We start from the raw sequence: 11,860 nt of genomic DNA, 5'->3' as shown, positions 1-11,860 counted from the left end.
CTAAGCATCACTCCAGCCATATTCACAGGTCCTACCCCCTGCTTTGCCATCTCTTGCTTGACTCGCCGCGAACTGACAGCACTGATTATTTTCCCTAATAGCACCCATTTTGTGTACAAACCCCAATATAAATTTTTCGATTTCAATTCGCCTGGATTTGGATTTTATAGATTTTTATTGTGTACTTTTAGATCGGAGATCGGTGCTGAATATTACCAGTACATCGCTTCCGTCTTCGCCACGTGGTGGTTACAGAGAGAAGATGTCTACGACGAACTCAAAAAATTGCTCGTCAATGTGCTTTTGTTTGAAATGAGCTATACAATTACAAAACAATAAATTAAAGAAGGTTTTTATATTTTTATTATGCTGGAAATGACAGGAAAGGTCATCTTCATCAAGTTGGGTGGTTCGTTAATCACAGATAAGAATGCACCACACACAATAAACTATGATACTTTAAGGAGAGTAGTGAAAGAGTTAAAAGAAGTAACCGATACCGAATCTGAGTTGAATTTACTCGTCGGGCATGGCGGTGGCTCCTTCCCCCATCCAATTGCTAAAGCTTTTAGAACTGCCGAAGGACTTATTCATGCTACCAGTGCACGTGGTTTTGCATTATGTCAGAATTCAGCATCAACATTGAACAGGATTATAGTAGATTTGATGATAGACTATGGGCTTAATGCCGTCTCCATTCAGCCATCAGCATGTTGCATGGCTGTAGATGGCGAAATAGCACGCATCTTCTTTGAGCCACTGGCGAGTTCTATAAAGAACGGATTCATCCCGGTGGTCTTTGGTGACTGTGTATTCGATGATATAAGAGGCTGCACGGTTATATCCACCGAACAAATCCTGAGGCATCTTTGCACTTATATACGACCAGCCCGGGTACTGTGTTTTGAGCAGGTCGATGGAGTCTACACTTCGGATCCTATGCGTGATAATGAAGCGCGACTTATCCCGGAGATCACAATCGAGAATCTCAACCAGCAGGAGCTGGACTCATGCCTTGGTGGGTCATATTCTATTGATGTCACAGGAGGAATGCGCGAGAAAGTGTACCAGCTATTGGAGATTGCGAAGATGGGTATAGAATGTGAGATACTGAGTGGGCGGAAGGGCTATATAAAGCGGGCATTAAGGGGTGAGCGGAGGCTTGGTACTGTTATTACGGCATCAGCGTTATAGTGATTGAAATTGAAGATATGGACTGTCGGAACGAGTAACAGGAGTATAGAAGAGTTCTTACATCTGCTTATGGCGTATAAGATAGAAGTAATAGCGGATGTGAGGCGATTCCCAACTTCCAGGTACAGGCATTTCAAGCAGGAAATACTAAAAGAGAATTTGAATCGTTGTGGTATTGAATATAATCACATTATTGAGCTTGGGGGCTACCGAACGGGTGGTTACAGGCGATACATGAAAACAGAAGATTTTGAGACGGGTTTACTCCAGCTCGAGCAGCTCGCAGCATCAAGAAATGTTGCAATCATGTGTGCGGAACTTCTCTTCTTCCGCTGCCATCGCAGGTTCATCGCCGATGCACTTACTGAACGAGGTCATACTGTAATACACATAATAGACGAGCAGAGGAGCTACGAGCACAAAGGGCGTGATGGTAAGCAGAAGAACCTCTATGAGGCTATCAGAGATTAAGGTTTAAGGTGCGACCAGATCCAGTGCACCTGTTGGGCAATGGTCAACGCATGCGCGACAGAACTCCGGGGGTTTAAACGCTCGCTTACACCTCTTCGCATCTATCAACTTTACTTTCCCCTCCTCTACCCTCAGCACCGCTTCTTCCTCATACCTGCTGCCTTTACCATATAGTACCTCCTCACTCATCAATCTGTTCTCCTCGCATACCACCACACACGTCCCACAGCCTATGCATTTATCATCATCTATTATCAAGCCTGTGAGTTCTTTATCAGTATAGCAAAGTATAGAATGCAGTTGCTTTAAATTATAACTGTACCTGGGCTCCAGAAGCAATGGACAATCCTCTGGTCGCGCCTCCATCGCGATCAATCTGGCTGCAAAACCCATGCATACTGTACCACATCTCTTACAGTTCGTTCTCGGTAAGAGATTGTAAACCTCTATTAGAGATACAGGCATCTTTATCTTTATAGATAACCTGAGTTTCAGACTTTATATACTTGATCCTCAACACATCTATAATTTATAATTTGCATTTGTACCCATGAAGGAAAGGAAAGGACAATTTCGACGTTGTGACGTCCTCCTTTGGATTAGTGACTACAACATGGCGAAGTCCCGTTTCCGTTTATATGTAGAAATTATTCCTTAAGAACTAAGAACCAATAAATGAGAATCCCGAAGTCACATCCGAGGTATAAATCATTGAAGCGAAGAGAGAAGCTTGTGGCTGGTATAGAAGCAGGTATAACCTCACTTCATGGATTGATAGCGCATGGAAGAGGTGAAGCATTCGATTATTTAATGGGGGAGCGGACATTAGAGTCTGCATTGAGAGCTACAGAAGTGGCTGCTGCGCTATTATTAATGGCGAAGAGACCTGTGCTATCGGTCAACGGCAATGTTGCTGCACTGGCATCGAAGGAGATGGTTATACTGAGTGGCTTGATAAACGCACCTCTGGAGGTGAATCTCTTTCATCGAACTGAAGAGCGTGTAAGGCGAATAAAAGAGCTATTAGAGCGGGAGGGTGCGAAGCAAGTGCTTGGTGACAAGCCGGATTCGCGAATACCCGGGATTGAGCATGCCCGTGCATTGGCTACACGCGAGGGGATATATACTGCGGATGTGGTTCTTGCACCACTGGAAGACGGTGACAGGTGCGAATCACTGATTGCGATGGGTAAGAAGGTAATAACCATAGATTTGAATCCTTTATCAAGGACTTCAAGATATGCCACTGTAAGTATAGTGGATGATATAGAGCGGGCATTGAGGAATCTCATCTCGCTCATAGAAGCTAAGAAGAATCAGCAACAACAGCATGGTTATGGGTATGGATACAGTAGTTTCAGTCTTGATACTTTGCTGAGTGCTTATGATTATGATAATAAAGCAAATTTGAAGGCGGCTATCAATGAGATAGCAGCACGGCTGATTGGAGAATGAAAACTCAAAGTGATATTTCCCCGACTATTTTACCCCTGTGCAGTGATATAGCTTTATCACAGACTTTCTTCGCCCACTCCTGGGAATGTGATGATATCAAAAGCGTCTTCCTCTTCTCTCTCTGTCTTTGTCTCTGTTCCTTGAAGTAATTCACGAGCACATCGCAGGTCTCATTATCCAGTCCAGTGAAAGGCTCATCCAGCAGTATCAAATTGGGATCATGTATCAAAGCCCTGATGATGTCTGCACGCTTCCTCAATCCATGTGAGAGCTGCTTCACACGGACATTATACCACCGGTTCATGCCAAGGAAATCAACGGTATCGAGGAATTTATCCTCTTCGACCCCGAACTGTTTAGCATAGAATAGTAAATTCTCACGCACTGTGAGTTCGTCATAGAGGAAGCTTGCATGTGTTACCAGACCTATTTTTCTTCTTATCCTGCTATCCCTGAATGCGTCTTCACCAAATATCTTCACGGTTCCGGTGGAGGGTCTGATATGCGTGGCAATCAACTTCAGCAGAGTTGTCTTTCCCGCGCCATTATGTCCAAAGAGAGCCACGAATTCTCCGCGCTCTATGCGCAGCGATACAGATCTTAATACTTCAAGATAGCCATATCGTTTTGATACTCCTATCACGTCCACTGCTACTGTTGACTGTGCCATAATCCATAAACACATCCGTAAGGTTAGGTCAAAGAGAGATTATGCTTATATATAAAAATGCATATAAAAAGAATAGAAGATGAAGCGGGATATTATTCTTGTTATTGGTGTGATACTGAGTGTAGGAGCATCATATATGGCTTATGTCTCAGTCCACCCGGTAAGGGGTGATATTTATTTCTCTTATACACATGTACCTGCTGCTCTGGTCTGCTATCTCGCGTTTTTCATCTCACTCGTGGCGAGCATAATGTACCTGAAGAAGAGGGCGAGGCGATATGATATGGCTGCGGAAGTATTAGTGATCATAGGACTGGTATATGGTATAGTGGCTTTGATCTCAGGAGCAATCTGGGCGAATGCAGCATGGGGATTGTACTGGAACTGGGACCCGAAACAGACAACCACACTCATACTCTGGATTGCGTATGCGGGTTATATAGCTGTGAAGTATTCTATCAGTGAAGTAGAGAGGAGAGCGGTGATAGGAGCAGTGTATAATGTCCTTGCTTTTTCACTCATACCTCTGACTTTCCTCTCTGTGATGTTATGGCAGTCGCTGCATCCGCGAGCGCAGGAGATAACGCTGTCTATGCCTGTAAAAGCAACTCTGATATTGAATCTCGCCGCAGCTTCTTTAATCTTCGCTTATCTCATTATAACAACATACTCATTATGGTCTTTGGAGGACCGCGTTAATGTATTATTGTACAGGTACAGGTATAAGAAGGGGGGTGCATGAACTGGTGTATAGAGGCGTATTTGTGGTTGCTATCATCTACTGGACAGCAATTCTGGTGCTATTCCTGTGGCTGAGCAGACGGCTGGCAGCACTTAAAGCGAAGGTAATGGACTTAGAGAGGGCGGTACTCGAAGCTGAGGATAAAGATAGAGATGAAGATTAAGATTAAACCACTTTATATAGTCGTCGCATCTCTGATCGTGCTGAGTGGTGCATTAGCATACGATGTCTTCTCTTCTTACCTCAGTCCCTACATGAGTGTCTCACAGGTGGTGGGGAATGATAGATATATGAATAAGGAAGTTCAGATCATGGACACCGTTGTCAATGGCTCTACAAGCTGGGGAGAAGATGGTGCTCTCTCGTTTAAAATCACAGATGGCAGGGCTACTATTAATGTCACATACAGGAATCCGGTACCGCAGGGCTTCAAAGAGGGGCTGAAAGTGGTTGTTATTGGCACGCTCGATTCGCCCTACCATGTAAGTGCCTCGCAACTACTGGTCAAATGCCCCTCTAAGTACGAGTAGAGAGGCATCTTATCCATTCGCCCTTCGCTTCGCGCGTGGTGCCCACAACCAGCCTGGTCTCATGTGTTGTCTTCTCTACCATACCTCGCGCTTCTATCCATTCACCTTCCTGCGCCTGCCCCACATAGGTATGGGTAAAAGAGAGCACCTTGTCTATTTCTGGGTGCTCTATGCGATATATCGCGGGGTTATCAAATGAGAAAGAGGCATCCTTCACTTCAGCCTTTATCTGGAGGTAGCCCATTCTCTGCCCTGGCTCATAATCCATAGGGTCCAATAAAGCCAGCTCTGTCCAATCGCGTGAATATAAGATATCAAAGTATGTATCGTCAATCATACCGCGGTTATTTTTTCTCTTCTCATGCTTGATGAACTCTTCATAGCTCAATTCTGGATTCCTCTTCCTGTATATTTGCCGCCATGTATCATCGTCTATATCACGAATGATGCCTTCCTCTTTCGCTGACGCCACAACCTCCCTTGCACGATTGAAGTTCTCCAGTCCGTAAATAACGAGGTCAATATCAGAATGGGGGGTATTGAGCCCACATAAGAAAGAGCCGGTAATGCCTATCTTGTCCGCGGGTATATAAGAACGAGAACGCAGGAGCTCATAAATCCGGGCAACCCGGTCATCGGTTTCTACAACAGTAGGGAGCCATGCTTCAGGACGAAGGACCTCTTTTATATCACGCTCCGGCACATGGTGCACATCCCCTACGTATAGCGGCCGGTGCTGCCGGAGGAACTCATAAGCTTCATTGAAGTCCAATTTCCGGTATCGCCTGCCGCTTCGATTCGAGACACGTGTTCCACATTCGTCGGGGATATAACGGAGCAGGCATTTTACCTCGCCTGTTTCAGACCCGGAACCGAGTTCATAGCCCACCACAGAAAAGAACCAACCGTCAAAAGTCAATATGAAGTCTCTTAATCTTGTTCTGATGTTCATTATTATCGCTCTCTATTTCTTTTATTATACGCAATTACAATTGTCATTTTATACTCATACTGCTACACTAACACTACTCTATTCACCGAAGAGCATCTCGCATATATATCTTATATCATTCATGTCTTTATCATACCAGTGCTGGCGAACTGTAGTGATTACGTATGCGACACCGCCGATCAATAGACCGAGGACGGTGGTACCGAACGCATATATGAGACTGGATGCAAGTGTGTTTATATCACCCTGTGTAAGTGCAAGCAGTGCAGGTCCCATAGGTATCAGCGTACCCATAAGCCCGAGCATCGGACCTATTCGCACCATTGCCCTCGTGCGTTCCACACTCTTTGTTATCGCGGCATTGCAACCCTGAAGTAACTTTTCTAATCTAATTGCGAACTGCCGGGCATCTTCATCGCCATCACCGTCTTTTAAAGCTACATCTATATCAGCGAGGCAGTTCAGGAACTGCAGTACGAACTTATGAGATGTGCATTTCTTCAGTATTGCACTTATTTCTTTGAGTCTGGATCGGGATTCACCATCACCCTGTACCTGTAATGCTGCTGCAGCTTCATGCAGGCACAGTTCCAGATCTACTGATGCCGTCCGACTGCTGCACTTGTGTCTTATAATCCATTCGTATGTGAACATACCAATCTCAACGATCACCCACAGTGTCAGTCCATATAAGAGGATCAGTACCGGTAGCCGGAGTAAGGAGGTAATCCATGCAAGGAAATCGGAACTGAGCCATACAATAAAACTCTTTCCCCCTATTGCAGATATTATGAAGAGCATCTCATTACATTATCCTCCTGTTTTGCACCTCTATCTCCCGTATCCCCTACACCATAAACTGGTGTGCATCAAATAAAGTGAGTTTCGGTTTTTGAATCATGAGTAACAATTATTACCTTATTTGTACCTGTATAGATATCGCAGAGCAACCCGTAAATCGGAGGTGGTATTCACATTTATCGCGAGCAGGGGGTCATGAAAGACGAGAGGTAAGGAATGCATCGAGTTCATGACGGCATTGATACCGCATGCGACCAGTTTCTGTCCACGATAAGTGAAGGGAAGAGGGTTTATGCCATCTGGTACCATGTTGAAAGGAACAGCTCCGGTAACACTAACACTATTATGATGTTCGGAATAGAAGTCTATCAGTGCATCAATATGTTCACTCTGTAAAAATGGGATATCACATGCCACGGATATAAATTCATGATAGCGTGTGAGTAGATAACGTAAATCCGCATGATAGCCGTATCCGGGTGTTTCTATCATCCTGTAATTCATACTCTGGCAGTATAAAGCGGTCTGTGGCGTGAACTTCGTTACCGCCACAATAAAACCATCTGCTTTTAATGCGCCATTCACTGCCCCTATAACCAGATCTATCAGTCGTTTCTCGGCTCCTAACTTTATAATCGCCTTCTCCTTACCCATCCTGGTTGCTTTACCGCCTGCGAGGATTATCACTATCATCTCTTCATCTCTAAAAGAAATAGAAAGAGAAATAGAAAGAAGAATCGAGATTTTAGAGGTACGACATTCTTTCTCGTTCCTTCTGCTCTCTATACCGGTGTCTCAGTAATGGGTTGCTCTTCATTCGCTCTATCTCACGGTCCAGGCGCTCATCTAATTCCGCCTGCTTATTAGAGACATACTCATTGCAGAGCTTATAGGCGGAATCTGAGGAATATAGCTGAATACCAGCCATAACAATCGCTAAATTATTCTTTACTTGTGGCGATACAAGACCAAAAGGAACCGGTGCACCATGCCCGAATAGTTTCTTAATATCCTCATCCGGTTTTCCCACATCCAAACCGAATCCGATTGCCTCGTTATTACCCGTCTGTTCTATCTTCAATTGCCACACACGCTCTGGAGTGGAGATGAAGAGGTCATACCTGCCTCTGGGATTCCTACCACTGAGTACTCGCCATTCATTCCTATCTTCGTCTTTGCTCTTATCCCATCTCCTCTTCAATATCTCCGCTATCTCCGCAGACGATTTTATCATGTTAGTTAAGTTAATAGGTACATATACTTAGCTAAAAACCTTCACGATAAAATACACGAGACCAAGGATCACAATCAATATTACCAATGCTATGATGAGATAGGGCAATAATTTAATGATCAGCCACACCATGCCCAGAATAATGAGTAGGCTCAGCAAGAGCAACACCAATGCCGGTATCCCATTTAGAAACCATGAGAATCGCATTCTTTCACCACGCATGTCATCTCCTCTGCTACTTTTACTAACCGGAGCCGGGTATTTGTGGCAGTCCTCACGCGTATGAGGTCCTCACCGCCTATCCGCAGAGATAATTTATTCCCGTTAAGGGAGAGTACAACACGGGAGCACCTTTTATCCTTTTCCAGTGCGTTCTCCTCTATTTTATTTCCGTAATCTTTCATCGTTCTATTCATAATCTCTGAAACACCTTCTTTTTGTCCCTCACCCTAAAATATGGCTAATGCTAATAATTCCGTGATTTTTGGTTTGTACTCGATATTCATTCTACCTATCAGTACCTTTTAATTTACACTATTTTTAAATATATAACTAACGGTGGAATCAGAATGGTAGTGGAGACGAAGGAGCTGCAGTTTGATACACGTGGCGAGGTGGAGATAATAGACATAACAGGTGAAGTAAATAGCAAGTTAAGGGAATCGGGGATAGAGAACGGCATTGTCACCATCTTTGTGCCCGGCTCTACCGGTGCAGTAACGACCATCGAATACGAACCAGGATTGCTGCATGACCTGCCAAATGCACTGGAGCGACTATTCCCGCGTGATATAAATTACGAGCATGAGTATAGATGGCACGATGGCAATGGTCATTCACATGTAAGAGCCTCTTTTATTGGTCCATCCCTTACTGTCCCTTTCCGGAATAAAAAGCTGATGCTGGGGACATGGCAGCAGGTGGTATTCATCGAACTGGACAATAAACGGAGGTCAAGACGGCTTATACTACAGATAATCGGATAAATAGGATGGACGTTATTGCCTTTTAGTGATCACAGCACTATAAACTATGAACTATGCCGACTTCACTTTTCCCTTCACCTTTGCCTTAATCCTCGACTTACCCGGAGGTAAGAGACTTAATACCTCATCATGAGTTACCATCTCCGCTTCCCCCTTACCTTGCGCATTGAAGAACTCCACAATCATATTTGCGAGCGAATTCTTATCCAGCTCATTATCAGGCGCCAGCTCCACGAATAACTCCAGTCTGTCCTTCTCCAATTCCGGAACCGCAACCAGCCGGTTATTGTTATTCTCAATGCCTATACAGAGCCCTAAAGGTGCCTTTAGATACCGCCTCTTGCCTCGTACTATAAAGCTGCCTTTGGCTATATACTCGCCTGACGGCGGTCTCTTGCTCACCTGCTCACCTTTAACAAAATAACACTCACCCTCATAGAATCCATATTTCCACAAGCTGGAGTATGAAACTGCGAATTGCGCTATCGCCCTCAAACTCCTATCTGACAGTTCCTCGTTGCACTTCGCTATCACCACCGGTGCACCACTCGCCTGTGTATGGCAGAAGAGGTCATCCTTGTTCATATACTTCTTCACCAGCAACTCATTCGTGGTTGCATCCTTACCCGCTATCACAAGAACGCCTTCTGAGGTCACAAACCACCTGAACCGTTCGTACCACTCCTTTTTATCCCTCCGTACAGCCCGCTTCTCCGGTATCGCTCCTTTTGCAACTGCCACTTCTCGTGCCCAGACTTGTGCTTGCTCCTGTTCTTGCTTCAGCTTCGTCATCGTCTCCTCTATTGCTCGTTCCACACCCTCTCGCTTTCTCTTGAATGCCTTCGCACGCTCATACCAGATGCTTGCGTTCTTGAATAAGGATATAGAAGTATCAATCTCCAGTGTACATCCGGGCAGAGATACCTCCACTATCTTCTTTTTTCTATCCATTTTACGCAGGATTTCCTCTATCTCGTTGTATCTTGCATAGATAAGCTCGCCTATTCTCCTGCATTCCGCCTCCTTCGCCTGGAAATCACGCAGTGCCTCCTTCTGTTCTTTCAATATGCGTTCATATCGTGCGATCCTGTTCTCACGCTCGTTCTGTGCTGCTGCTTCTACGCTCTCCACTATCCTCTCCGTGAAGAACTCATCCACAGCGTCATTAAATGTGGGGAAGAATATCTTCTCAGCATCGCTATCGCGATACCTGCACAACTCAAAGGGCAAGACATCCACCCTCTCACCGTTCTCTATCACGATATGTGGTCTCAACCCTTCTCCTGTCATCACGGGCTTCAATACTTCCTGTATCGTATCCCAAACAGCCTTCACCCCGGCATCCCCAAGCTCACTGGCTCTCATGTGTCTCTCAATGCATGCCCGCTTACAGACCTCTTCCGCATACACACCACCCAGACCCAAATCCAATGCAAGCGTTCGTACCACATCTTTATCTGAGGCTTTACATATTAGCTTAAATTCTTCCGCAGTCATTCGCATTGGATTTACTCTTGAGGGCGGTCTCTCGTAACGTGTATGCGCTTTTATCTCACGCGCTGAGAAGCTCCTCCGTCTGAAAGGATGCAATATCTCACCCCGAGCGTCTATCAGGAGGATGTTTCCCCTTGGCAGTAATTCTGACACCAGACTGAGCTCACCTTCTCTGCTCTTTACCTTCAACTCCACTATCCGATCGAACTCGAACTGTTGTATTCCGATAATCCTGCCGCCACCGAGGTGCTTCCTGAGGAGCATCGAGAAGTTAGAAGGCACTCGCGGCGCCTCTCGCCTGTATCTCGTTATGTGTAGTCGTCTACCCGCCTCAATTACTAAGTCAATAGTACCTTTGCTCTTCTGATGGAGCTTCAATCTTATCTCTTCGCGCCCTATCTGGTAGACCTTCTCCACTCTGGCTCCTATCAGCTCCTGTAACTCCCTGACAATCACTGCTATGTCCACACTGCTCAGCGATTCTTTCATTCAGCCATACATGTATTGAGATGTATCGGCACCCACACCATCGCCACGATAATGAGAAGTAGACTTCGCTATCTGCTGCTTTATACGCTCCTCAACGGCTTCTGCACTCTCACGCAGCATCTTCTCTATTGCTCCCGTCTCCAATTCCAGCCCAGACATACGCTTGAACGCCCTTAAAGCACCAGCACAGGCTCTCAGATCCTCAGGATATTTCCCTACCCCGAGTATGGAATAGCTCTCAATTCCTAATTTCGATGCGAACCCGGGAAGCAGTCCTGTCTTACGAATGATCGTGTATCTGCCAATATTCTTCCTCGTCATCTTCACGGAAGCAGGAGGTAGTTCCTTATGCGAGCCCTCAAAGTAGCCTACATACGCCTCTATACCGGGTTTGGTATTCCTGAAAGGCTGCTGAAAGGGCATTACCACACCCACTGTGTATAATTCACGGACATAGAGCTCTTTTGCCACCCGTGCCAGCCCCTCTGCCTGTTTATAAGCCGACTTTGGTAGATACTCCGTCTCTGGATATTTACCAATATAACAGAACAATCGCTTCTCTTCACTGTACCAGAGCTCGTCATGTGGTATCACAAACTCTTCGTCTTGCGCCTCCACCATTGGCGGGAAATTATAGGAATAGAAGCTCATTATCTTCTCTGAATCGCTTAAAAGCTCCTTCAGGTGGTAGGGTATGATATTACCAAGCGGTGGGAAACCAGCTACCATAATATTGAAGTGCTTACTTATCTTATCCTTGAACTTCTCCTCGTCCACATTCCAGTAGATCGAGATTTCTTCTATCCTAAACTCTTCCATCGCCCTTAACCCTTAATTACACT

General features: G+C 45.3%; 17 protein-coding genes. 8 read left to right on the top strand and 9 right to left on the bottom strand.

Annotated elements, in window-relative coordinates; all coding sequences use genetic code 11:
- Positions 1-177 precede the first annotated feature (177 nt).
- Genes J7J01_07625 through J7J01_07615 form a run of 3 tightly spaced genes read left to right on the top strand, consistent with a single transcriptional unit; the run spans position 178 to position 1,665 of the window.
- Complete coding sequence (locus J7J01_07625) at positions 178-339, top strand: hypothetical protein (protein MCD6210740.1); 162 nt, start codon at positions 178-180, stop codon at positions 337-339.
- Between the two features lie 36 nt (positions 340-375).
- Complete coding sequence (locus tag J7J01_07620; protein MCD6210739.1) at positions 376-1,194, top strand: isopentenyl phosphate kinase family protein; 819 nt, start codon at positions 376-378, stop codon at positions 1,192-1,194.
- Positions 1,195-1,203: 9 nt separating this feature from the next.
- Positions 1,204-1,665: a DUF488 domain-containing protein gene (locus J7J01_07615; GenBank protein MCD6210738.1), complete on the top strand. Its 462-nt coding sequence runs from the start codon at positions 1,204-1,206 to the stop codon at positions 1,663-1,665.
- Between the two features lie 3 nt (positions 1,666-1,668).
- On the opposite strand, the gene J7J01_07610 is transcribed toward J7J01_07615, so the two are convergent.
- A complete protein-coding gene (locus tag J7J01_07610) occupies positions 1,669-2,130 on the bottom strand; it encodes a 4Fe-4S dicluster domain-containing protein (GenBank protein MCD6210737.1) in 462 nt (153 codons plus the stop codon).
- A gap of 210 nt (positions 2,131-2,340) precedes the next feature.
- Between J7J01_07610 and J7J01_07605 the strand changes: the two genes are divergently transcribed.
- Positions 2,341-3,120, top strand: coding sequence for a phosphopantothenate/pantothenate synthetase (locus J7J01_07605; GenBank protein MCD6210736.1), 780 nt, complete (start codon positions 2,341-2,343; stop codon positions 3,118-3,120).
- Positions 3,121-3,124: 4 nt separating this feature from the next.
- Here J7J01_07605 and J7J01_07600 read toward each other — a convergent pair whose 3' ends face one another.
- Complete coding sequence (locus tag J7J01_07600; GenBank protein MCD6210735.1) at positions 3,125-3,790, bottom strand: ABC transporter ATP-binding protein; 666 nt, start codon at positions 3,788-3,790, stop codon at positions 3,125-3,127.
- A 79-nt stretch (positions 3,791-3,869) separates the two neighbouring features.
- Between J7J01_07600 and ccsA the strand changes: the two genes are divergently transcribed.
- From ccsA to J7J01_07585, 3 genes are read left to right on the top strand one after another with little or no spacing between them, the layout of a single operon-like run.
- Positions 3,870-4,532, top strand: coding sequence for a cytochrome c biogenesis protein CcsA (gene ccsA, locus J7J01_07595; GenBank protein ID MCD6210734.1), 663 nt, complete (start codon positions 3,870-3,872; stop codon positions 4,530-4,532).
- Positions 4,525-4,695 carry a hypothetical protein gene (locus J7J01_07590; protein MCD6210733.1) on the top strand — a complete coding sequence of 57 codons (171 nt, stop codon included), beginning with the start codon at positions 4,525-4,527 and terminating at the stop codon, positions 4,693-4,695. Before ccsA ends, J7J01_07590 begins: the two co-directional genes overlap by 8 nt.
- Positions 4,685-5,062 carry a cytochrome c maturation protein CcmE gene (locus tag J7J01_07585; protein MCD6210732.1) on the top strand — a complete coding sequence of 126 codons (378 nt, stop codon included), beginning with the start codon at positions 4,685-4,687 and terminating at the stop codon, positions 5,060-5,062. Before J7J01_07590 ends, J7J01_07585 begins: the two co-directional genes overlap by 11 nt.
- Here the strand turns inward: J7J01_07585 and J7J01_07580 are convergent.
- The 5 genes from J7J01_07580 to J7J01_07560 form a co-directional block, all read right to left on the bottom strand.
- On the bottom strand, positions 5,049-6,014 hold the full coding sequence (locus tag J7J01_07580) for a nucleotidyltransferase domain-containing protein (protein MCD6210731.1): 966 nt from the start codon (positions 6,012-6,014) through the stop codon (positions 5,049-5,051). The two genes, J7J01_07585 and J7J01_07580, sit on opposite strands and share 14 nt — an antisense overlap.
- A 78-nt stretch (positions 6,015-6,092) precedes the next feature.
- Positions 6,093-6,815: a MotA/TolQ/ExbB proton channel family protein gene (locus J7J01_07575; protein ID MCD6210730.1), complete on the bottom strand. Its 723-nt coding sequence runs from the start codon at positions 6,813-6,815 to the stop codon at positions 6,093-6,095.
- A gap of 117 nt (positions 6,816-6,932) precedes the next feature.
- Positions 6,933-7,508, bottom strand: coding sequence for an NTP transferase domain-containing protein (locus J7J01_07570; GenBank protein MCD6210729.1), 576 nt, complete (start codon positions 7,506-7,508; stop codon positions 6,933-6,935).
- Between the two features lie 52 nt (positions 7,509-7,560).
- The gene (locus J7J01_07565; protein ID MCD6210728.1) at positions 7,561-8,049 is read right to left on the bottom strand and encodes a hypothetical protein; all 489 of its coding nucleotides are present in this window, start codon (positions 8,047-8,049) and stop codon (positions 7,561-7,563) included.
- 185 nt (positions 8,050-8,234) lie between these two features.
- Positions 8,235-8,465, bottom strand: a complete 231-nt coding sequence (locus J7J01_07560) for a hypothetical protein (protein MCD6210727.1) — start codon at positions 8,463-8,465, stop codon at positions 8,235-8,237.
- Between the two features lie 153 nt (positions 8,466-8,618).
- Here J7J01_07560 and J7J01_07555 point away from each other — a divergent pair, with 153 nt between their 5' ends.
- Positions 8,619-9,035 carry a YjbQ family protein gene (locus tag J7J01_07555; protein MCD6210726.1) on the top strand — a complete coding sequence of 139 codons (417 nt, stop codon included), beginning with the start codon at positions 8,619-8,621 and terminating at the stop codon, positions 9,033-9,035.
- A gap of 51 nt (positions 9,036-9,086) precedes the next feature.
- Here the strand turns inward: J7J01_07555 and J7J01_07550 are convergent, their stop codons facing one another.
- Together J7J01_07550 and J7J01_07545 are read right to left on the bottom strand one after the other, a co-directional pair.
- Positions 9,087-11,018, bottom strand: coding sequence for an NFACT family protein (locus tag J7J01_07550; protein ID MCD6210725.1), 1,932 nt, complete (start codon positions 11,016-11,018; stop codon positions 9,087-9,089).
- The gene (locus J7J01_07545) at positions 11,019-11,837 is read right to left on the bottom strand and encodes a PAC2 family protein (protein MCD6210724.1); all 819 of its coding nucleotides are present in this window, start codon (positions 11,835-11,837) and stop codon (positions 11,019-11,021) included.
- Between the last annotated feature and the right edge of the window lie 23 nt (positions 11,838-11,860).

It is taken from the genome of Methanophagales archaeon, assembly GCA_021159465.1.
In the GTDB taxonomy this organism is placed as follows: domain Archaea; phylum Halobacteriota; class Syntropharchaeia; order Alkanophagales; family Methanospirareceae; genus G60ANME1.
The sequence above is the reverse complement of the archived record's forward strand: the minus strand, read 5'-3'. Positions and strand labels throughout refer to the sequence as shown.